This is a genomic window from Dactylosporangium maewongense, assembly GCF_039531485.1.
Lineage (GTDB): Bacteria > Actinomycetota > Actinomycetes > Mycobacteriales > Micromonosporaceae > Dactylosporangium > Dactylosporangium maewongense.
The window spans coordinates 1-21,657 of record NZ_BAAAQD010000031.1 but is presented as its reverse complement, the minus strand read 5'-3'; the positions used below and the strand labels follow the sequence as shown (position 1 = coordinate 21,657).

Sequence of the window (21,657 nt, the reverse complement as noted above, 5' to 3'; positions counted from 1 at the left end):
ATGATGGCCCCAAGACCCAAACTGGGACGCGAACCATGTGACAACTCCTGGCGGTGAACGCCGGTCAACTGTCACAATAAGCGGCCATGCAGGCCCGGTCCGCCCTCTTTGATCTCTATGGCGACCATCTCCGTCCCCGCGGTGGACGGGCCGCCATAGCGGCCCTCGTGCGCCTGCTCGCACCCCTCGGCATCGCGCCGCCCGCCGTCCGGACCGCGGTGTCACGGATGGTACGGCAGGGTTGGCTGCACCCTTTACGGTTGCCGACCGGCCCCGGCTACGGCATCACCCCGAAGGCGGCACGGCGGCTCGACGCGGCGGGTGCCCGCATCTACCGCACCCCCACGGGCGACGCCGGCTGGGACGGCCGCTTCGATCTCATCACGCTGGACCCGCCGCAGCACCGAGGCGCGCGGGCGAAACTCGTCGCCAACCTGGGATTTCTCGGTTACGGGGCGATCGACGCGTCCACCTGGATCGCACCGCGGCCCGGCGAGGGGGTCGACGCGCTGCTCGTCGAGGCCGGCGTCCGGTACGACCGGTTCAGCGCGGCGCACGTCGCCGGCGGCGAGCAGCTCGTGACGCGCGCCTGGGACCTGCGGGCGATCGGCGAGGCGTACGAGCAGTTCGTGACCGACCTGACGCCGCTGGTGTCGGCGCTCGGTCCCGGCACCGACGACGAGCGCGCGTACGCGGCGAGATTCACGCTGGTGCACGCGTGGCGGGCGTTCCTGTTCCGCGACCCGCAGCTGCCGCCCGAGCTGCTGCCGCAGCAATGGCCGGGGACGGCGGCGGCGGCGTTCTTCGACCGGCACGCGGGTCGCCTGCGCCCCGCCGCCGACCGCTACGTTGACCAGTGTCTGCGAACGTAGAAGGAGTTCATCGCATGAGTCTGCAGGTCGAGCGCAATGAAGCGGTCGCCGTCGTCACGTTCAACCGTCCCGAGGCGCTCAACGCGCTGGACACCGCCACCAAGGTGGCCCTGCGCGACACCCTCAAGGAGCTCGCCGAGGACACCGCGGTCAGGGCCGTCGTCCTCGCCGGCACCGGCCGGGCGTTCTGCGTCGGGCAGGATCTCCGCGAGCACGTGGCGCTCCTGGAGTCCGGCAGCGACGCGCCGTTGTCGACGGTCCGGGAGCACTACAACCCGATCGCCGAGCTGGTCCTGACCATGCCGAAGCCGGTCGTCGCGGCCGTCCGGGGCATGGCGGCGGGCGCCGGGGCGTCCCTGGCGCTGCTCGCCGACTTCCGGATCGGCGGGCCGGGCACCGGGTTCCTGATGGCGTTCGCCAACGTGGGCCTCGCCGGCGACACCGGCGTGTCGTGGACGCTGCCCCGGCTCGTCGGGCACGCGAAGGCGACCGAGCTGCTGCTGCTCGCCGAGCCGGTCGACGCCCCGGCCGCGGACCGTCTCGGCCTGCTGACCCGCCTGGTCGACGACGACGAGCAGGTGCTGCCGGTCGCCCTCGAGCTCGCGGCCCGCCTCGCCGCCGGCCCCACCGTCGCGTATGCGCAGATCAAGCGCCAGCTCGCCGCCGGCTCCTCCGGCACGCTGCGGGAGGCCCTGGAGGTCGAGGCGCAGGTCCAGGCGGTCTGCGGGCAGACGGCGGACCACAAGGCATCGACGGCCGCATTCGTGCAGAAGCAGAAGCCGGTCTTCGCCGGAGCCTGACCGCCGATTTACGTGGCTCGAACACGCGGGGCCTACCGTTGGCCGCATGGCCGATCGGAAAGCACTCGCGCACCTGCTGCGCCGCGCGACCTTCGGGCCGACCGCCGAGGAGGTCGACGCGGCGGAGCGGGCCGGCCCGTCCGTGACCCTCGACGCCCTGATCAGCCCCGCCGGGGACGACGCGGGCGCCGCCCGGACACCCGTGCCGAAGCTCCCCCCGGTGGTCAACGAGAAGACCGACCGGGCCGCGCAGATCCGCACCGTCGGGTACTGGTGGCTGGACCGGATGGTCCAGGCCGAGCACCAGCTGCACGAGAAGCTGACGTTCTTCTGGCACGGGCACTGGGCGACGTCGGCCGACAAGGTGAAGTACGGGCCGCTGATGCTCGGCCACCAGCAGACCCTCGCCCGCACCGCGCTCGGCGACTTCGGCACGATGGTCCGCGCGATGGTCCACGACCCGGCGCTGATCATCTGGCTGGACGGGCAGAGGAACACCGTCAAGGCGCCCAACGAGAATCTCGCCCGCGAGCTGATGGAGCTGTTCACGCTCGGCGTGGGTCACTACACCGAGCAGGACGTGCGGGAGGGCGCCAGGGCGCTGACCGGCTGGGTCGTGGACCCGAAGTCCGGCACCGCGAGCCTCAACCCGAAGCGGCACGACGCCAAGCCCAAGACCATCCTCGGCACGACCGCCGACTTCGACGCCGACGGTTTCGCCGCGCTGCTGCTGGGGCAGCCCGCGTGCCCGGAGTTCATCGCGCGGCGGTTGTGGCTGCGGTACTGCGGCGACAACCCGATCCCGGAGGCGGTGCTCGCCGAGGCGAAGCGGCAGTCCACGACGGCGGCGATGCTCCGCGTGCTGCTGCTCGCCGACGGCCACGCCGAGCTGGTCAAGCAGCCGGTGGAGTGGCTCGTCGGCGCGCTGCGCCAGCTCGGGCTGCGCCCCGGTGACATGCCGGAGCAGCAGCGCAAGCAGCTGCAGGGCGGCCTCAACCAGCTCGGCCAGGTCCCGCTGCGCCCGCCGAGCGTCGGCGGCTGGCCCGCCGGTGCCGCCTGGCTCACCACGTCGGCGACCCAGGCCCGGCTGAAGATGGCGCAGCTGCTGGCCGGCAAGGCCCCGCAGCCGGTCCTCGACCGGATCGGCGCGGCGCCGAAGGGCCAGCGGGCGGTCGCCCTCGCCCGGCTGCTCGTCGTCGACGCGTTCACCGACCGGACCCGCGCCGCGCTCGACGCCGTCGCCGGCGACCCCCGCAAGCTCCTGGCCCTCGGTCTGGCGAGCCCCGAGTACGCGATTGCCTAGGTGGTTCTCATGGATACCGTCACCCGGCGCAAGTTCCTGATCACCAGCGGTGTCGTCGGCGCCTCCGCGCTCGCCGCCGGTGGCGCGTGGACCCTGCGGGACATCTTCGACACCGCGACCTGGGACGACCGGCCCGGCGACGCGAAGACGCTCGTGCTGGTCACCCTGTACGGGGGAAACGACGGCCTCGCGAATGTCATCCCGTTCGCGGAGAAGGGCTACCGGGAGGCGCGCAACGAGCTCGCCTACACCGCCGAGGAGGTCATCCGCCTCAATGACACGGTCGGGCTGAACCCCGCCCTGACCGGGTTCAAGCAGATGTACGACGCGGGGAAGCTCGCCGTCGTCCGCGGGGTCGGCTACCCGAAACCCGACCACAGCCACTTCCGGTCCATGGACATCTGGCAGACCGCGCAGCCGGACCGGCCCGGCAACACCGGCTGGCTCGGCCGCTGGCTGGACACGTTCGGCGGCGACCCGCGGCACGCCGTGTCCTTCGAGCCCGTCCTGCCGCCGCTGCTCGCCGGGGCCAACAGCGCCGGCGCGGCCGTGCCGGTCACCGGTCTCGCCCTGCCCAACGGGGTGCGGGCCGAGACCCTGTCGCAGCTCGGCGCGGCCGCCGAGGGCGAGCCGCCGCTGCAGGCGCGGGCCGCCCGCGCGTTCGCCGACCTGGTCAGCGTCGACGCCCTCGTCCGCACCGCCGCCGACGGCGACCACGACGACACCGGCGAGGAGACCACAGGCACCGGCACCGGCGGCCGCTCCGACCTGAAGGCGCAGCTCGACCTCGTCGCCCGCTGCGTCGAGGCGAACGTCGCCACCCGGGTGTTCTCGGTCTCGCTGGGCGGCTTCGACCTGCACGCCGAGGAGCGGGACTCGCAGGAGAACCTGCTGCGCCGGCTCGACGAGGCGCTGACCGGCTTCGCCGCGCGGATGGCGAAGACCGAGGCGGGCCGCCGGGTCGTGGTGGCCGTCTACTCCGAGTTCGGCCGGCGGGTCGCCGCGAACGGCTCCGACGGCACCGACCACGGCACCGCCTCGAACATGTTCCTGCTCGGCAGCCCCGTGCGCGGCGGCCTGTACGGCGAGCAGCCCAGCCTGTCCGACCTGGACAACGGCGACCTGAAGTTCACGACCGACTTCCGCGCCGTGTACGCCTCGCTGCTGTCGAACGTCCTGGACGCCGATCCGCAGCGGATCCTGGGGTACTCGTCGGCGCTGCCCGGGCTGTTCTAGTCCTCTTCAGGATCCTGGTTGGCCTCGGCGCCGAGCACGAACGCCTGCATGGCGAGCTCGTCGCCGGCCGGCCAGACGAACGCGGGCAGCTCGGCCGGGCCGAGGTCGCGCACGTAGGTCCAGAACTCCCGCACCGCCTCGCCCGGCGACGCAGCCTCGATCGGCAGGTCGACGCTCACCAGCCAGGTCCGCTTCGCCTCGGGCCGCTTCGTCGCGCTCGTGACCTCCTGCGCGACCGCGACGAACGCCGCCTCGTCCAGGCGGTGCTCGCCCTGCTCCAGACTCCCGCCGAACGGCACCGGCGCCGCGATCAGGTCCACGGTGTAGCGCAGGTGCCCCTCACTGTCGGCCCGGGCGACGCCGAACACCACGGGCGGCTCGACCGCCGCCACCAGCAGCGCCTCGTCCCCGGCGGGAAGCGTGGTCCCCGGCACGACCGGCGAGGCGTAGAGCCGCTCCTGCTCGTACCGCTCCCCGGAGACAACCACCGCCCACTTCGCCATGCCCCCATTCCACCATCCGGCCGTGATCGACAGCAGCCGGGCCTGCGGGGAGCCGGGCGGGACGGGGGCGCCGGCGGCGCGAATGGCGACTACCGCTCGTCGACGGTCCAGCCGGTCTGGTCGGCCCACTGCTCGGCGCGGTCGAGCATGTCGAAGATGAAGTCGGTCTTGGCGCGGGTGTAGCCCTCGCGGTCGTCGGCGAAGCGGACGGCGAGGCGGCGCTTCACCTGGGCATAGGCGTCGGTGGCCAGGTCGTGGTTGCGCAGGAAGTCGACGAAGAGCAGCTGGACCCGCTCGTGCGAGGAGCCGCGCGACGTGACGTGGACGTGTCGGGTGCGCGGCGGGGTGGCCGGGCGGTAGAACGACCAGGAGGCGGCCGGGTCGCGGTGGGCCAGGGCCATGCCGGTCGACTCGACCGCGGGGCGGTAGCCGTCGCGGTCGTGCTCGTCGGCGACGACGACCAGGATGTCGATGACGTTCTTCGCGGCGAGGCCCGGAACGGCCGTGGAGCCGATGTGCTCGATGCGGAGCGCCACCGGGCCGAGTGCGTCGGCCAGCTCGTCGCGGTAATAGGCGAACTTCGCGGGCCAGTTCGGGTCATATTCGACCAGTTCGAGTGGACCCCCGTAGTCGGCGGCGAACTCGGCGGTCATCAGTCCACACTCCAGTCACTCACCGGGCGGTCGTCAGTCCGGATCATGGTCGGTCGAGCTGCACAAAACAAGAGGCGAGATGATCGTCGACCATGCCGGTGGCCTGCATGAGGGCATAAGCCGTCGTCGGGCCGACGAACCTGAAACCGTGCCGCTTCAGGGCCTTGGCCAGCGCTTTGGACTCGACGGTCGAGGCCGGCACCTCGGCGAAGCTGGCGGGGCGGGCGGCTCGCGGCTCGGGTGCGAAGGACCACAACAGCGCGGCGATCCCGCCGGGGAGGTCGGCGGCGGCGCGGGCATTGGCGACGGCGGCCTCGATCTTCGCCCGGTTGCGCACGATGCCGGCGTCGCCGAGGAGCCGCTCGACGTCGGCCTCGCCGAACTCGGCGAGCTTGGCGATGTCGAAGTCCGCGAACGCGGCACGGAACGCGGGCCGCTTGCGCAGGATCGTGATCCACGACAGGCCGGACTGGAAGGCCTCCAGGGTGAGCCGCTCGAAGAGCCCGTTGTCGTCGCGGACGGGCCGGCCCCACTCGGTGTCGTGATAGACCGCGTAGTCGGGCGTCGAGGCGCCCCACGCACACCTGGCGAGCCCGTCGTCGCCCACCACCACATCAACCACGCCCCGCAATGTACTGCAGGCCTACGACAGTTTCCCCGTCTCGACGAGCCGGGCGAAGCGTCGCAGGGCGCCGGTGAGGCTGACCTTGGAGCCGGGCCAGAGGACCGGCCAGGCCGCCTTCCCGGCGGCCCCGGCCGGCAGGTGGAACCACTCGTGCCAGACGACCTGGGTGCGGTTGCTGCCCAGCGGCGTGCAGCGCAGCACCCCGGGGCCGCGCAGCACCTTGCCGTGGTGCACGACGCGGACCTCGTACGGGGGATCGACCTTCACCACCCGCATGAGGTCGCGCAGCGCGGCCGGGCCGACGCGCGTGACGGCCTCGATCGAGCTGCCCTCGCCGCCGTCCCCGGACAGGACGCGGACCGTGGTGAACGGGATCCAGTCGCTCTGCCGGGGCCAGTCGATGAGCGCGGCGAAGACCCGCTCGGCGGGCGCCCGGACGATCACCGTCGCGGTCACCTCGCCGATGCCGGGCCGGGCGACCTCGTCGTCGAAGGACGAATCGGTCACTTCACCACCGGGGAGGGCGCGCCCCAGGTGTGCGCGGCGCTGTCGTCGTCGGTGGCCCGCTTGTCCAGGTCGACGACGGCGGGCTCGGCCGCGGACTCCGACTCGGACTCGGACTCGGCCGAGGGCGAGCCGGACGGCGAGGACAGCACGACGTTGCCGCCGGCACCGGTGACCGCCGCCTCGCGGGCGTCGCGCAGCGCGTCGGCGTCCTCGGTGCGCCCGTCGCGCAGCGCCTTGACCTCGGCCTCGAGGACCTGGATCAGCTCCTCCTTGTAGCCGATGTCATAGCCGGCGCGGCGCAGCGCCGCGTCGACCTGCGCCATCCGGTACCCACGGAGGGTGGTGTCGAAGCGGACCTGCCCGACGTCGCCCTCGACCAGGGGGCGGGAGGACGGCAGGGGCACCGCGCGCCCGTCGGGCTCGTGACCTTCGATCCCCGGGTCGTCGCCGGTGATCAACAAGGACACGCCGAACCCGATGGCCCCGACGACCACGGCGGCGATCAACACCAGGAGGAACTCAGCCATAGGGGGAATCGTGGCACGCTGACTGAGCGCGGGCGACCCCGGCACACCCATCTGAAGGAAAGACGGAGGATCCATGATGTTTCGGCTGGGCGGCCGGCAGTTCACCGACAGTGACTACGCGGTGATGGCGATCGTGAACCGGACGCCGGACTCGTTCTTCGACAAGGGCGCGACGTTCGCCGAGGACGCGGCGCTGCGGGCGGTCGAGGCGGCGGTCGGCGAGGGCGCGGACATCATCGACATCGGCGGGGTGAAGGCCGGTCCGGGCAGCACCGTGGACGCGGCGGAGGAGCTGCGCCGGACGCTGCCGACGGTCGCGAAGGTCCGGGAGCGCTTCCCTGACGTGGTCATCTCCATCGACACGTGGCGGGCGGAGGTGGCCCGGGAGGTGATCGCGGCCGGCGCGGACCTGATCAACGACACGTGGGCGGGCGCCGACCCGGACCTCGCCGTCGTCGCCGCGGAGACCGGCGCGGGCCTGGTCTGCTCCCACGCCGGCGGGCTCACCCCGAGGACCCGCCCGCATCGGGTGGCGTTCGCGGATCCCGTCGAGGATGTCGTACGGACAGTCACGGCCCTCGCCGAGCGGGCGGTCGCCCTGGGGGTCCGCAGGGACGGCATCCTCATCGATCCGGCGCACGACTTCGGGAAAAACACACGGCACTCGCTCGCGATCACCAACCGGCTCGGCGAGATGACCGCGACCGGCTGGCCCGTGCTGGTGGCGCTGTCGAACAAGGACTTCATCGGCGAGACCCTCGACCTGCCGGTCGGCGAGCGCCTGGAGGGCACCCTGGCGGCCACGGCGGTGTCGGCGTGGCTGGGCGCGCGGGTCTTCCGGGCCCACCAGGTGCGGGCGACCCGCCGGGTCCTGGACACGGTGGCGGCGATCAGGGGCGACCGGCAGCCCGCGGTCGCCCGGCGCGGCCTGGCCTGAACCGGGCCTGGACCCGGACCCGGACCACGCAAGGACCCGCGTCAGGTCCAGCGCAGGATGCGCTTGCGCCACGCGTAGAGGATCCCCAGGGCGAGGACCGCCACGAAGATCGCCATCTCGACGACCGCGGCGGTCCCGAACCCGGGCCGGTCGAAGATCACGGCCCAGGGGAAGAGGAACACGCTCTCCACCGCGAACAGCGCGTACAGGAACGCGTACACGTAGTACCGGATCTGTGCCTGCGCCCAGTCGCCGCCCACCGGGTCGAGCCCGCACTCGTAGGTGTCGAACTTCGCGGCGGTCGCCCCACTGTCCGCCGATCGGCGCGGTCCCAGCAGCCGAGCGGTCGTAAAGGCGGCCACAAAAACGCCGGCACCGACCAGAAGCAGGAGGCCGAGCGTCGCATAACTACCTAGATAGCCACTCACGCCACGCACCGTACTCGCACAACCACGAACTCCGACATGCCGAAACCAGAACTTGTCTAGATAATGGGCTTCCTTGCCGCATGGCAATCAAGCAGCAAGCGGACCGCCGCCAGGATACGAGGACGCCCCCATGGAAGCACCCGCGCGCCGCCGCGCCCGGCTTCGTGCTGCCTTCGTCGCGCTGAGCACCTCCTGCGCGTTGCTCTTCACGCTCACCCCGGCCGCGTACGCGGAGCCGGACCCGGAGGAGTCGACCACGGCGCCGACGGATCCGCCGGTCACCACGGAGCCGCCGACACCGCCGGCCTCGCCGACCGAGAAGCCGACGACACAGTCCCCGACGCCGCGCCCGACGACCAAGGCGCCGCCGCCACCGGCGCAGAAGGTGCGCAAGTTCACGGTGTCGGTGAGCGACGTGGTCCTCGGCGACGCGTACTGGCAGGGCAACGGCGCCTCGAAGCTGGTCGTCTCGGTCCAGAACCTCGGCGAGACCCCGGAGACCATCACCGGCTTCTACACCTTCCCCAGCGGGACCCGCGCCACCGGCGGCTACGGCATCGACGGCTGCCGGACCAGCAACGGCACCCTGAGCTTCTCCTGCCCGCTCGCGCCGGGGAAGATCGGCCGGATCGTGGTCGACGTCGACGTCGCGCCGGACGCCTGGCGGCTGTCCGGGTCCGGCAACGTGACGGCCGTGATGGAGAACTTCCCGGAGAAAGTGCGGAACTTCTCAATCACGTTCAGCACGAAGCCCCCGGTGCCCGGCATCGAGTTGACAGCCGACCCCTTGACCCTCCCGTCGCAGGCGACGCCGCGCACCGAAACCGCCACGCTCCAGGTCAAGCTGCGCAATACCGGCTCGGCGAAGGCTGTCGGCGCGGTCGAGGTGGTCACCCCGCCCGGGGTCGACGTGGTGTCGTTCCCGAGCGTCTGCCGGGCACAGCGGAAGCTGTCGCCCGAGCGGTCACGCTGTGAGCTGGGCGACGTCGCCGCGGGCAAGGAGGTGCCGGCCGGTTTCGTGCTGTCGATCAGCGCCTCCGCCCGGGCCGAGGTGCCGCTGACGGGCGCGGTGCACGGCTACCTGGCGCCGATCGGCCTGGATCCGGTCGAGACCCGCACCGACTACAAGATCACCGGTCCGCCGCTCGCCGGCGAGGTGGAGCTCCCCACCGACGCCCCGGCGTCGCCGGTGGCCGTGACCGGCAGCCAGCTGTCCAGCCTGCCGTTCATCGGCGGGATCATCGGGCTGGTCGCGCTGGTGGGGTTCCTGGTCGTGTTCTCGCTGCGGCGACGCCTGCGGGACGAGTCCGCGACCCCCGATGAGCCCGGCATGCGAGACGATTCCGGTCCACGGGACGATGCGTCCCAGAGATTGGTACCAGAGCCGCGAAGAAGTGACGAAGATCTACCGCCGCTGCCCCAGCGCACGCCGATGCCCAGGTCATTGACGCTGCCGAGGCTGCCGAAGGGCCCCGTCGCGGGCTCCAGCTTCCGGCAGCCGGAGGAGTAAGCGCAGAATAGTGGTGTTTGCGCGGTTCGACGTCAGCCGCACAAATCCGGGATCCGACGCACAGCGGCACCTGCGAAGGCGGCAGGCGCGGACCTTCGACGTACCCTCTGAGTGACAGAAGGATCGGGCCGGCTCGACGATGTCGTCGCACCACCGCATCCCCGCTCCGCCGGCTTAAACAGGAGGTCAGCTCACGTGACCAAGCAGGTCCGCCAGCTGGATCGAGTGGTCATCAGGTTCGCTGGCGACTCCGGCGACGGCATGCAGCTCACCGGTGACCGTTTCACGTCGGAAACCGCGCAGCTCGGCAACGACATCTCGACCTTGCCTAACTTCCCCGCGGAGATCCGCGCGCCCGCCGGCACCCTGCCGGGCGTGTCGAGCTTCCAGGTCCACTTCGCCGACTTCGACATCCTGACGCCGGGCGACGCACCCAACGTCCTGGTGGCGATGAACCCGGCGGCGCTGAAGGCCAACCTCGCCGACCTGCCCAAGGGCGCCTCGATCATCGTCAACACCGACGAGTTCACGAAGCGCAACCTGGCGAAGGTCGGCTACGCCAGCAACCCGCTCGAGGACGGCTCGCTCGAGGGCTGGGCCGTCGCGCCGGTCGGCCTCACGTCGATGACCGTGAAGGCGCTGGAGTCGCACGGCGTGTCCAAGAAGGACGCCGAGCGGGCCAAGAACATGTTCGCCCTCGGCCTGCTGTCGTGGATGTACTCCCGCCCGCACGAGTCGACGCTGCGCTTCCTGGAGCGCAAGTTCGCCGCCCGGCCGGAGCTCGTCGCCGCCAACATCGCCGCCTTCAACGCGGGGTGGAACTTCGGCGAGACGACCGAGGCGTTCGCGGTCCGCTACGAGGTCAAGCCCGCCAAGATGACCGCGGGCAACTACCGCAACATCACCGGCAACGCCGCGCTCGCTCTCGGTGTCGTCGCGGCAGGTGTACGGGCGGAGCTGCCCGTCTTCCTGGGCGCGTACCCGATCACGCCCGCGTCGGACATCCTGCACGAGCTGAGCAAGCACAAGAAGTTCGGCGTGACGACGGTGCAGGCCGAGGACGAGATCGCCGCGATCGGCGTGGCCCTCGGCGCGTCCTACGGCGGCGCGCTGGGCGTGACGACCACGTCGGGCCCGGGTGTCGCCCTCAAGGGCGAGACCATCTCCCTCGCGGTGGCCCTGGAGCTGCCGCTGCTCATCATCGACGTGCAGCGGGCCGGCCCGTCCACCGGCCTGCCGACCAAGACCGAGCAGGCTGACCTCAACATGGCGCTGTTCGGCCGGCACGGCGAGGCCCCGGTGGCGGTCATCGCGCCGCGCTCCCCCGCCGACTGCTTCAACGCCGCGATCGAGGCGGCCCGGATCGCACTGACCTACCGCACCCCGGTGATCCTGCTCTCCGACGGGTACATCGCCAACGGCTCCGAGCCGTGGCGGCTGCCGGAGGTCGCGGACCTGCCGGACCTGCGGACCGAGTTCGCGACCGAGCCCAACAGCGAGGACGGCACGACGTTCCTGCCGTACCTGCGCGACCCGGTGACCCTCGCCCGCCCGTGGGCGGTCCCCGGCACGCCCGGCCTGGAGCACCGCATCGGCGGCCTGGAGAAGGCCGACAAGACCGGCGACATCTCCTACGACCCGGCCAACCACGACTTCATGGTGCGCACCCGCGCCGCCCGGATCGAGGGCATCGAGGTGCCCGACGTCGAGGTCGAGGACCCCGACGGCACCGCCCGCGTGCTGGTGCTCGGCTGGGGCTCCACCTACGGCCCGATCGGCGCCGCCGCGCGGGCCCTGCGCCAGCGCGGGCTGCCGATCGCGCAGGCGCACCTGCGGCACCTGTCGCCGATGCCGAAGAACCTCGGCGCGGCGCTCGCGGCCTACGACAAGGTCGTCATCCCCGAGATGAACCTCGGCCAGCTGGCCGGCGTCATCCGTTCGAAGTTCCTGATCGACGCGATCGCGTACAACCAGGTCCGCGGCCTGCCCTTCACCGCCGCGGAGCTGGAGTCCGTGCTGGAGGAAGTGGTCAAGAATGCCTGAGGCACTCAAGCTGACGACGAAGGACTTCAAGTCCGACCAGGAGGTGCGCTGGTGCCCCGGCTGCGGGGACTACGCGATCCTGGCCGCGGTCCAGTCGTTCATGCCGGAGCTCGGCATCCCGCGCGAGCGGATCGTGTTCGTCTCCGGCATCGGCTGCTCGTCGCGCTTCCCGTACTACATGAACACCTACGGCATGCACTCGATCCACGGCCGCGCGCCGGCGATCGCGAGCGGCCTGTCGGTGTCCCGCCCCGACCTGTCGGTGTGGGTGGTGACCGGCGACGGGGACGCGCTGTCGATCGGCGGCAACCACCTGATCCACGCGCTGCGCCGCAACGTCAACCTGAAGATCCTGCTGTTCAACAACAAGATCTACGGCCTGACGAAGGGTCAGTACTCGCCCACGTCGGAGATCGGCAAGATCACGAAGTCGACGCCGGCGGGCTCGGCGGACTCGCCGTTCAACCCGATCTCCCTGGCCCTGGGCGCGGAGGCGAGCTTCGTCGCCCGCACCATCGACTCCGACCGCAAGCACCTGCAGTCGGTGCTGCGGGCCGCGGCCGATCACCGCGGGTCGGCGTTCGTGGAGATCTACCAGAACTGCAACATCTTCAACGACGGCGCGTTCGACGCGTTGAAGGAGCCCGCCACCCGGGACGACTTCACGATCCGCCTGGAGCACGGCCAGCCGATCACGTTCGGCAAGGACGGCGAGTGGGCGGTGACGCACCCGCCGGGCGGCTTCGGCCTGTCCGTGGTGCCGACGGCGTCGGCGGCGCCGGAGGAGATCGTCGTGCACGACGAGTCGGTCGCCGAGCCGGCATACGCGTTCGCGCTGTCCCGGCTGCCGGGCCTCGACCTGCGCAACACCCCGATCGGGGTGTTCCGCAATGTGGAGCGGCCCGCCTACGACGACCTGGTCCGCGACCAGCTCACCACGGCGAAGGCCAAGGCGAAGGGCACCCCCGAGGAGGAGCTCGGCGCCCTGCTCAACAGCGGCGACACCTGGACGATCCTGTAGGCAACCTGTACAGCAGCCGATGCGTCTGAAGAGGTAGCGCACCGACACGTCGGTGAGCCCTCCCTGAGGTGGGGTGGCAGTGCAACGGGGTAATCCCCCGGCGGGCTGTCACCCCATCTGGCTGTCCGGCTCCGGCTATTCGGCGGCGGAGAAGCGGATCGAGCCGGCCACCAGGTCCGGGTGCTCGATCGTCAGGGCCAGGGCCACCGACTCCTCCAGGCTCAGCGCGCCACCGGCGGCGTAGGCCTCGTCGAAGTCCGCGTCGCCCATCGCGGTGCGCAGCGCGGCCTGCTGCTCCGTCCAGTACGCGCCGAACCCGCCGGCGGAGCAGCGCAGCCGCACCATGGCCGCCTGGGCGGCGCCGAAGAGCCGCGCCGCGGTGCCGGTCTCGCCGGCGAGGGAGCAGCGCACCGCGATCGCCATCAGCGCCTCGCACACCCGCAGGTGGAAGCCGAAGCTCATCCGCGACCGCAGCGCCACGATCAGGTGGTCGTGCGCCGCGACCAGGTCGCCGCGGGACAGCGCGACCATGCCGAGCAGCATGTCGACGGTGCGCCGGCCGCGCTCCGTCGGGCGGGAGTTCTCCAGCGTGCGGGCGGACGCCAGCAGGTCGGCGGCCTCGTCGAGCGCGCCGCGGCGCCACAGCAGCTGCGCGAGGGCGTAGACGGCGAAGAGCGTCTCCCCCGCGACGCCCTGCTCCTCGGCGAGGGCGATCACCTCCCGGCAGCCACGCTCGGCCTCGTCGAAGCGGCCCATGTCCAGCAGCGGCGCGCCCCGCCCGGCGAGCACCCGCGCGAGCAGCCCAGGGTCGCCGGCCCGGCGCGCCGCGGCCTCGGCCCGCTGCGAGAAGCGCAGCTCCTCGACCGTCTCACCGTCGGCGCCCGCGTGCAGGGAGTGCATGTGGTAGGCCGCCGCGAGCTCCGCGTCGGGGACGGGCTCACCGGTCGCGCTGATCCGCTCGTACAGGCGGAACAGCCACATGCGACCCTCACGGACCAGGCCGCGCTCCCGCCACCACTGGTCGAGCGCACCGGCGACGGCGAGGCCCTGCCGGGCGCTGCCGCGGGTCACGGTCCAGTGCAGGGCCGCCCGCAGCTCGTCGGCGAGCGGGTCGAGGGTGTAAAGCGACAGCGTGACGGGCCGCCCCTCGGCGTCGACGTGGGCGTCGTGCGCGGCCTGGAGGCACCAGGCGACGTGCCGCTCCCGGGCCGGCTCCTCCTCGCCGGCCTCGACGAGGCGCCGGGCGGCGTAGGCGCGGATCGGGTCGAGCATGCGGTAGGTCGCGTTCGTCGCGCCGGCCTCCGCCTGCAGCAGCGACTTGTCGACGAGGGTCGCGAGCGGGTCGAGGGGGTCGCCGTCGTGCAGCCACTCGATCGCGGGCAGGTCGACGGGGCTGGCGAAGACCGACAGCCGGCGCAGCAGCCGGGCGGCGCGGTCGTCGAGCGTCCGGTACGACCAGTCCACGGCGGCCTGCATCGTGCGGTGCCGGTTGCCGGGGACGTCGGCGTCGGACGAGGCGCCACGGCCGGCGTCCAGGGTGCCGAGGACGTCGTCGATGCGGGCCGCGAGCTGCGCGGCGGACAGCAGCCGCAGCCGCGCCGCGGCGAGCTCCAGCGCGAGCGGCAGCCCTTCCAGGGCCTCGGCGACCCGGGTGAGCTGGGCGATGTCGCCGGGCTCGGCGGGCCGGCCGCCCCGCGCGGCGGAGGCCCGGTCGACCAGCAGCGCGACGGCGTCGCTGAACCCGCCGCCGCTGGCCGCCTCGACCGACAGCGGCGGGATCCGCCAGACGACCTCGCCGGCGAGGCCGAGCGGCTCGCGGCTGGTCGCCAGGACGGTCACCTCCGGTCCGGTGGACAGCAGCCGCGACACGAGCCGGCGGGCCGCGGGCAGCTGCGCGTCGGACGTGTCGAGCAGGAACAGCATCCGCCGGTCGCGGACGTGATCGGCGAGGGTCTGGATGACGGGCCGGCCCGGCTCGGGGCGCAGCCCGGCGGCGGCCGCGACGGCGACGTCGACGAGGTCGCTGGTCGCGACGGCGCTGAGGTCGGCGAACCAGACCCCGTCGCGGAACTGCTCGACGAGCTCACCGGCGGCCTCGACGGCGAGGCGGGTCTTGCCGGCGCCGCCGGCGCCGACCACGGTGACGAGGCGGTGGGCACCGACGAGGTCGCGCACGGCGGCGCGTTCGGCGGCGCGGCCGATGAACCGGGTCGTCTGCACCGGCAGGTTGTGGGCGGGCGCGTCGATGGTGCGCGGCCGGGGGAACTGGCGGTCCAGGCCCGGGGCGACCAGCTGGAAGATCCGCTCGCAGCCGTCGAAGCCGCGCAGCCGGTGCAGGCCCAGGTCGAGCAGGTAGGCGTCGTCGCCGAGGGCGCCGTCGAGCCCGCCGACGCGGCCGGCGGTGGCCGCGGAGCACAGGACCTGCCCGCCGTGGGCGGCGGCGGCGACGCGGGCCGCGCGGTGCACCTCCGGCGACGTGTACTCCCCGCCGTAGGGCTCGGCGAACCCGGTGTGCAGGCCCATGCGGACCCTCGGCCGGGCGTCGGACCCGTCGGGCGCGGCCGGCCAGTCGTGGGCGGCGAGCTCGCGCTGCGCCTCGATGCAGGCGGTGAGCGCGGCGGCGGCGTCGGCGAACGCGACGAAGAGCGAGTCACCCTCGGTGAAGAGTTCAACACCGTCCGCTTTTGACAGTGCGCGACGGATCACCTGCCGGTGCTCCTGGAGCACCGGCCGGTATCCCGTGCCGAGCATCTGGGCAAGTCGAGTCGAGCCCTCGATGTCGGTGAACAGGAATGTCACCAGCCCGCTGGGCAGATGCGTCCGCGCCGACACGTGAAACCCCCGCCTCCCTTTTCAGGCGTGACCCATGTTTCCCCACCCCTGGGTCGCACGCATCGTAGAAACGGTCCCCAACCAGTCGTCCTCAAGGTCGGACAGACGTTGGTCTGCACTCTTCCAAGCAGGTCAGCAAGCATACGGGGGTGAAGCTCGAGTGGGTTTCGCGTGACGTAACGACAACCTGACCGGCCGAGTTGTGGCACGCTAGGCCACAACATCAAAGCCGTCCGGCGGTTATTGCGAAACCGGCCCGTAACAATGCATCAACAACCGCACGAGCCGCCGCAACATCCGCCACCGGAAGGACGCTGCGAGATGCCCGCGGCGTTGACACCATTGACGGCGACCGTCGACAGCAGCTTCACCGTGTCGTCGTGGCCCGCCGGACACGCGGCGTTCGCATTGGCTTCAGCCATCGGCCGCTGGACTTCGAACGTGTCGCCGCAGGCCCTGCACCGGTACTCGTAACGAGGCATCCCCACAGGTTAGGCGACGGTGACACGTGCGCGGCAAGTACGGAATACTCGACGGGTGGCACAGAACCGCGGTCCCCGGCCCGACGAGCACAAACCCACCACAGTGGACACACTCTCGGTGACCGCGATCCGCTCACCCGCGCCGGATGAGGACCCCGTCCCGGGGAATCCTCCGTCGAAACACGGTAAAAGAGCGGCGAAAAACGACAAATCCACCACCGACAATGCCGCGGCAGCATCACCGAGCGTGCCGTCGCAGCGCCACGTCCCGAAGCACGCCGCGAAGGAGCCCGGCGACCCGGCGACCACGACACCGGCACCCGCGACACCGGCGACCAACGGGAAGCCGGACGCGCCCGCCGACGTCCTGCAGAGCCGGCCGGCCCGCTTCGAGGGGCTGCGGGTGTGGCTGCGCCGGCCCGGCGGCCGGATGCTCGTCGTCGGCCTCGCGCTCGCCCTGGTGCTCGGCGCCGCCTACGCGTCCGGCAAGTACCTCGTCCCGGCCGTGTCCGAGCAGCGGGCCGGCAGCTCTGCCCCGCCGCCGACCGCGACCCCGGGCGGGATCGAGACCGGCGACGCGCCCGTGCCGCAGACGCCGCCGACGACGTTCAGCCCGCCCGCCGGCACGAAGGAGCGCCCGTCGGACGTCCTGGCCGCGTGGGCCGGCCCGCGCGCGGTGAAGCTCAACATCCCGCCGGTGTCGCTGCAGGCGTACGGGTACGCGGAGCTGATCACCGCCCGCACCACCCCGGGCTGCAAGCTGACCTGGACCACCCTCGCCGGCATCGCGAAGATCGAGTCGGACCACGGCCGGACGGGCGGCGCGCTGGTGCAGGACGACGGCAAGTCGGTGCCGGCGATCATCGGCCCGCCGCTGGACGGGCAGAGCAACCGGCAGGCGATCAAGGACACCGACGGCGGCGCGATCGACACCGACAAGACCTGGGACCGGGCGGTCGGGCCGATGCAGTTCCTGCCGAGCACCTGGAAGCAGTACGGGATCGACGCCGACGCCGACGGGGTGACCGACGTCAACGACATCGACGACGCGGCCCTGACCGCGGCCGCGTACCTGTGCTCCGGCGGCCGCGACCTGTCCACGGTGGAGGGCTGGAACGCCGCCATCCACTCGTACAACATCCCCGAGGAGTACCGCACGGCGGTCTTCAACGCGACGAACGACTACGGCCGCCGGGACCGCACGGCGTAGATTCGCGTACATGAAAGGCCACGCTCTGCGGCGCGGTACTTCCGCTGAGCCACAAAGGTAGGCAAGCTTGACTCCGTGATGGTGCGCGAGTGGGACCCGGGGACCGCGACCGCGGCTGAGATCGAGGCGGTGCTGCGGTCGCTCAACGAGATCGTGGCGTTCGACGTGCCCGAGGATCCGCCGTGGCGTGACGTCAAGTTCCGGGAGTATCTCGCGGTCACGATGCCGGGCGAGCGGCGCACGTCGTGGCTGGCCGTCGACGAGTCCGGTGACGTGCTCGGCCACGCGAGCCTGCTCGCGCTGGAGGAGATCGGCGTGCTGGAGCTGTCGGTGCGCCCCGCGGCCCGCCGCGGGCACGTCGACACGGCGCTGCTCGCCGCGGTGGCCCGCCGGGCCGCCGAGGAGGGCTTCGAGTCCGTCGGCGTCGAGGTGATCGGCGGCACCCCGAGCGTCAAGTTCTTCGAGTCGTTCGGCTTCGAGTGCGCGTTCATCGAGCAGCGCAACCTGCTGGACCTGGGCGGGGTCGACTGGCTGCGGCTGGGCGAGATGGCGGCCGGCATCGGCGCGGGCTACCGGGTCGAGTACCACCCGGGCGGCCCGCCGGAGCAGCACTACGCGGCCTACGCGGCGGCGAAGGAAGCGGCGCGGGCGTCCGTCGTGGCGGACCTGGAGCTGCGGCCCAGCTCCTACGACGCGGAGCGGCTGCGGGCCAGCCTGGCGACGCTGCACGCGCGCGGCCTCAAGCCGTACATCGTCCTCGCGGTGCACGAGGCGTCCGACACGATCGCGGGGCTCACCGAGGTCGTCGTCCCGGCGCAGCGGCCGACCCGTGCCGACCAGTACGACACCATCGAGGTGCCGACGCACCGCGGTTACGGCATCAGCCGGGCGATCAAGGCGCGGATGCTCTTCGAGTTGCGGGCCGCCGAGCCGCACCTGCTGGACGTGCAGACGTGGAACGCGACGGAGAACGAGCCGCTGCTGAAGGTCAACGCCGAGCTGGGCTTCAAGCCGGACCGCGAGTGGCGCGAGTACGACGCCGACGTCATCGACCTGCTCCGCCGGCTGAAGTAGACGAATCAGCCAGGTGCTCAGCCGGCCCGGCCGGCCGGATCAACGCCGGTGTGAAGCCACTCGGGTCCCCCGCACCCGGCCACGCTGACCCTCGCCACCAAGCGGAAGGGGCCCCGGGCATGCGCCCGGGGCCCCTTCGTGGAGCGGGGTTCGTTACGGCAGGGTCCACTTCTGGTTCGCCGGCACCGGCGAGACGCAGGTCCACAGGTGCACGACGGTGCTGTCCGCGGAGTTGTTGCCGGACACGTCGAGGCACTTGCCGGACTGCGGGTTGCGCAGCGTGCCATCGGCGTTCGGCGCCCAGTTCTGCGCCGCCGAGCCGTTGCACGTCCACAACTGGATCTTCGTGCCGTCGGCGCTGCCGCCACCGGACACGTCCAGGCACTTGCCGAGGGCCCGCAGGGTCTGGCCGTTGCGGGTCCAGGTCTGCGCGCCGGAGCCGTTGCAGGTGTACAGCTGGATCTGCGTACCGTCCGCGGTGCCGCTGCTGCGGACGTCGAGGCACTTGCCGGCCAGGCCCTTGATCGGCCCGACCCCGGTCGGCGGCGTCGATCCCTTCACGAACGTGATGTCATCGACGTCGAAGAGGCCGGTGCCCGTGCCGGTGAACGTGAGGAAGATGTTCGCGTTGCCCGACGGGACGCCGGTCAGCGTGGTGGTGACGTTGGCGTAGGTGTCCCAGCTGCCGGTGTTCGGCACGTTGACGGTGCCGAGGACCGTGCCGGTCTGCGAGCCGTTGCGGATCTGGATCTGGCCGCCGGGCCCGCCGGACACGACCCGCGCCCGGAAGGACGTGGCGCCGCCGACGTTCACGTTGTTGTAGCCGGCCCAGTCGCCCGGGTCGATGTAGCCGAGGGTCTGGCCGTTGTTGGCGCCGGCCTTGGTGAAGGCCTGCGCGCCGTTGACCGAGCTGAAGGACTCGGCCTGCACGGTCACGTCCGTCGACGGGTTCCCACCGAGGTCCTTGATCCGGACGTTGCGGAACGAGGCCGTGTCGCCGCTGCCGTGGTTCTGGATGCCGATGTACCCGTCGAGGTTGCGGGCCGGGTCGGTGTTGGTGAAGTCGTTGATCAGGCTGCCGTTGAGGTACACCCGGATCCGCTGACCCTCGACGAGCAGCTCGTAGGTGTTCCACTCACCGGCCGGGTTGAGCGCCGCGTCGCGGGCCGCGATGTCCGCGGACTTGAACGTGTAGATGGCGCCCGTGGTGCGGTCCGCGGCGTCGGTCGCGTCGATCTGGATCTCGTACCCCTGGTTGACGGCGACCCACGGGTCGGTGCCCGGGTTCGGGAAGCCGACGAAGATGCCGGAGTTGCTGTCACCGGTGAGCCGCCAGTCCGCCTTCAGCGAGTACGACGTGTACTGCTTCGCGCTGTACCAGAACAGGCCCATGCCGCCGGTGGAGGTCAGCGTCGCGTCGCTGTTGGTGAAGCTGCCGGGGCCGGCCTGCGACCAGCCGGTCGTGGCGCCGTTGTAGATCGCGGTGTAGCCGCTCTCGGGACGGCAGTCCGCCTTGGCGCGCTTGGCGGCGTACCGGATGCCACCGAGGAGCTCGTTGCGGAAGTTGCCGTCGGAGTACGACTCCTGCGTGTGCCCGAAGCCGGTGTAGAACGACCGCCCGCTGTCGATCGTTTTGCACCAGGTGATCGGGTGGTCGGCGCCCATCGACCCACCGGAGTAGGACGACTCGTCCAGCGTCGCCAGGACGCGGGCGCTGCTGCGCGGGTTGGTCTGGTAGTTGTACAGCTCGTCGGTGCGGGTCCAGGTCTGCGGCAGGTGCGCCGTGGCCGGGTGGGCCCGGTTCTCGGTCTTCGAGTTGACCTGCTGGATCGCCGGGTGCGAGGCGAACCACGCGCCGACGAGGTTGCCGTAGAACGGCCAGCTGTACTCGGTGTCGGCGGCCGCGTGGACACCGACGTATCCGCCGCCGCCGCGCACGTACGACTCGAACGCCGTCTGCTGGGCGTCGTTGAGCACGTCACCGGTGGTGTTGAGGAAGACGACCGCCTCGTACTGCGCGAGGTTGGCGGTGGTGAAGCGGGTCGCGTCCTCGGTGGCGGTCACGGTGAAGTTGTTGGCCGCGCCCAGCTGCTGGATCGCGGTGATGCCCGCCGGGATCGCGTCGTGGCGGAAGCCGGCGGTCTTGGAGAACACGAGCACGTCGTAGGGCGCGTCGGCGGCGACGGCCGGGCTGGCGGTGTACAGCGAGCATGCGGCGAGGGCGATGGCGGCGCCCGCTCCGGCGAGGATTCTGCGCACTGAATCTCCTTAGCAGGGAGGGAGGCGCCCGTGTGGCGGCACGGGCGCCCGATCACCTCGTTAGGGCAGGGTCCACTTCTGGTTCGCCGGCACCGGCGAGACGCAGGTCCACAGGTGCACGACGGTGCTGTCCGCGGAGTTGTTGCCGGACACGTCGAGGCACTTGCCGGACTGCGGGTTGCGCAGCGTGCCGTCGGCGTTCGGCGCCCAGTTCTGCGCCGCCGAGCCGTTGCACGTCCACAGCTGGATCTTCGTGCCGTCGGCGCTGCCGCCACCGGACACGTCCAGACACTTGCCGAGCGACTGGAGCGTCTGACCGGAGCGGGTCCAGGTCTGCGCGTTGGTGCCGTTGCAGGTGTACAGCTGGATCTGTGTACCGTCGGCCGTGGCTGCGCTGCGCACGTCGAGGCACTTGCCGGCGAGCCCCTTGACCGGGCCGATGCCGCTGCTGCTGGTCGTGAAGGTGAAGCTGTCCACGTCGAACAGTGCGGCGGTGCCGGTGCCGGCGAACGTCACGAACAGCGACGTGGTGCCGGCCGGCGCGCCGGAGATCGGCGCGGTCACCGTCGTGAACGTCTCCCACGAGCCCGTCACCGGGATCGTGGCGGAGCCGATGATCGGGCCCGTCGCCGAGCCCGTGCGGAACTGCACGGTGCCACCGGTGCCGCCGGACGACGCCCGGACGGAGACACTCGTGGCATTGTTCAGCTTGTACGGGTCGAACTGGATCCAGTCGCCGTTGTTGATGTCGCCGACGGTCTTGCCGCCCTCGGCGGTCGTCTTGGTGAACGTGTTGATGCCCGACGACGTCTTGAAGTGCTCCGCCTGCCGCTTG

The 21,657-nt window shown here is 71.8% G+C and carries 20 protein-coding genes; 10 read left to right on the top strand and 10 right to left on the bottom strand.

The window, feature by feature from the left end; translation table 11 throughout:
• Nucleotides 1-86: 86 nt before the first annotated feature.
• From ABD332_RS49155 to ABD332_RS49140, 4 genes are read left to right on the top strand one after another with little or no spacing between them, the layout of a single operon-like run.
• The gene (locus ABD332_RS49155) at nt 87-872 is read left to right on the top strand and encodes a PaaX family transcriptional regulator (RefSeq protein WP_344512119.1); all 786 of its coding nucleotides are present in this window, start codon (nt 87-89) and stop codon (nt 870-872) included.
• Between the two features lie 14 nt (nt 873-886).
• On the top strand, nt 887-1,672 hold the full coding sequence (locus tag ABD332_RS49150; RefSeq protein ID WP_344512117.1) for an enoyl-CoA hydratase-related protein: 786 nt from the start codon (nt 887-889) through the stop codon (nt 1,670-1,672).
• 46 nt (nt 1,673-1,718) lie between these two features.
• On the top strand, nt 1,719-2,975 hold the full coding sequence (locus ABD332_RS49145; RefSeq protein ID WP_344512115.1) for a DUF1800 domain-containing protein: 1,257 nt from the start codon (nt 1,719-1,721) through the stop codon (nt 2,973-2,975).
• A gap of 9 nt (nt 2,976-2,984) precedes the next feature.
• Entirely contained in the window at nt 2,985-4,211 is a 1,227-nt protein-coding gene (locus ABD332_RS49140; protein WP_344512114.1) for a DUF1501 domain-containing protein, read from the top strand.
• Here ABD332_RS49140 and ABD332_RS49135 read toward each other — a convergent pair.
• The 5 genes from ABD332_RS49135 to ABD332_RS49115 form a co-directional block, all read right to left on the bottom strand.
• Nucleotides 4,208-4,714, bottom strand: a complete 507-nt coding sequence (locus ABD332_RS49135) for a hypothetical protein (protein WP_344512112.1) — start codon at nt 4,712-4,714, stop codon at nt 4,208-4,210. The genes ABD332_RS49140 and ABD332_RS49135 overlap by 4 nt on opposite strands.
• A gap of 89 nt (nt 4,715-4,803) precedes the next feature.
• Nucleotides 4,804-5,367, bottom strand: coding sequence for a GrpB family protein (locus ABD332_RS49130; protein WP_344512110.1), 564 nt, complete (start codon nt 5,365-5,367; stop codon nt 4,804-4,806).
• A gap of 43 nt (nt 5,368-5,410) precedes the next feature.
• Complete coding sequence (locus tag ABD332_RS49125; RefSeq protein WP_344512108.1) at nt 5,411-5,989, bottom strand: DNA-3-methyladenine glycosylase I; 579 nt, start codon at nt 5,987-5,989, stop codon at nt 5,411-5,413.
• 21 nt (nt 5,990-6,010) lie between these two features.
• Entirely contained in the window at nt 6,011-6,499 is a 489-nt protein-coding gene (locus ABD332_RS49120) for an SRPBCC family protein (RefSeq protein WP_344512106.1), read from the bottom strand.
• A complete protein-coding gene (locus ABD332_RS49115) occupies nt 6,496-7,026 on the bottom strand; it encodes a DivIVA domain-containing protein (protein WP_344512104.1) in 531 nt (176 codons plus the stop codon). Before ABD332_RS49115 ends, ABD332_RS49120 begins: the two co-directional genes overlap by 4 nt.
• A gap of 73 nt (nt 7,027-7,099) precedes the next feature.
• On the opposite strand from ABD332_RS49115, the gene folP reads away from it, so the two are divergent.
• Complete coding sequence (gene folP, locus ABD332_RS49110; RefSeq protein WP_344512102.1) at nt 7,100-7,963, top strand: dihydropteroate synthase; 864 nt, start codon at nt 7,100-7,102, stop codon at nt 7,961-7,963.
• A gap of 41 nt (nt 7,964-8,004) precedes the next feature.
• On the opposite strand, the gene ABD332_RS49105 is transcribed toward folP, so the two are convergent.
• Nucleotides 8,005-8,391, bottom strand: a complete 387-nt coding sequence (locus tag ABD332_RS49105; RefSeq protein WP_344512101.1) for an NADH-quinone oxidoreductase subunit A — start codon at nt 8,389-8,391, stop codon at nt 8,005-8,007.
• 130 nt (nt 8,392-8,521) lie between these two features.
• Here ABD332_RS49105 and ABD332_RS49100 point away from each other — a divergent pair, with 130 nt between their 5' ends.
• The 3 genes from ABD332_RS49100 to ABD332_RS49090 all read left to right on the top strand — a co-directional run bounded on the left by ABD332_RS49100 (nt 8,522) and on the right by ABD332_RS49090 (nt 12,965).
• Nucleotides 8,522-9,901, top strand: a complete 1,380-nt coding sequence (locus ABD332_RS49100; RefSeq protein WP_344512100.1) for a hypothetical protein — start codon at nt 8,522-8,524, stop codon at nt 9,899-9,901.
• 195 nt (nt 9,902-10,096) lie between these two features.
• A complete protein-coding gene (locus tag ABD332_RS49095; RefSeq protein WP_344512098.1) occupies nt 10,097-11,944 on the top strand; it encodes a 2-oxoacid:acceptor oxidoreductase subunit alpha in 1,848 nt (615 codons plus the stop codon).
• The gene (locus tag ABD332_RS49090) at nt 11,937-12,965 is read left to right on the top strand and encodes a 2-oxoacid:ferredoxin oxidoreductase subunit beta (protein WP_344512097.1); all 1,029 of its coding nucleotides are present in this window, start codon (nt 11,937-11,939) and stop codon (nt 12,963-12,965) included. Before ABD332_RS49095 ends, ABD332_RS49090 begins: the two co-directional genes overlap by 8 nt.
• A gap of 135 nt (nt 12,966-13,100) precedes the next feature.
• Here ABD332_RS49090 and ABD332_RS49085 read toward each other — a convergent pair whose 3' ends face one another.
• Both ABD332_RS49085 and ABD332_RS49080 read right to left on the bottom strand, forming a co-directional pair.
• Nucleotides 13,101-15,797 (bottom strand): winged helix-turn-helix domain-containing protein, encoded by a 2,697-nt coding sequence (locus ABD332_RS49085; RefSeq protein ID WP_344512096.1) that lies wholly within the window; start codon nt 15,795-15,797, stop codon nt 13,101-13,103.
• Nucleotides 15,798-16,066: 269 nt separating this feature from the next.
• Complete coding sequence (locus ABD332_RS49080) at nt 16,067-16,279, bottom strand: FmdB family zinc ribbon protein (RefSeq protein WP_344512094.1); 213 nt, start codon at nt 16,277-16,279, stop codon at nt 16,067-16,069.
• A gap of 247 nt (nt 16,280-16,526) precedes the next feature.
• Here ABD332_RS49080 and ABD332_RS49075 point away from each other — a divergent pair, with 247 nt between their 5' ends.
• Together ABD332_RS49075 and ABD332_RS49070 are read left to right on the top strand one after the other, a co-directional pair.
• Complete coding sequence (locus ABD332_RS49075; protein WP_344512092.1) at nt 16,527-17,489, top strand: lytic transglycosylase domain-containing protein; 963 nt, start codon at nt 16,527-16,529, stop codon at nt 17,487-17,489.
• Nucleotides 17,490-17,567: 78 nt separating this feature from the next.
• On the top strand, nt 17,568-18,563 hold the full coding sequence (locus ABD332_RS49070) for a GNAT family N-acetyltransferase (RefSeq protein WP_344512261.1): 996 nt from the start codon (nt 17,568-17,570) through the stop codon (nt 18,561-18,563).
• A gap of 153 nt (nt 18,564-18,716) precedes the next feature.
• Here ABD332_RS49070 and ABD332_RS49065 read toward each other — a convergent pair whose 3' ends face one another.
• Nucleotides 18,717-20,813: a ThuA domain-containing protein gene (locus tag ABD332_RS49065; RefSeq protein ID WP_425552412.1), complete on the bottom strand. Its 2,097-nt coding sequence runs from the start codon at nt 20,811-20,813 to the stop codon at nt 18,717-18,719.
• Nucleotides 20,814-20,882: 69 nt separating this feature from the next.
• The coding region (locus ABD332_RS49060) for a carbohydrate-binding protein (RefSeq protein WP_344512088.1) at nt 20,883-21,657 on the bottom strand (775 nt) is incomplete at its 5' end.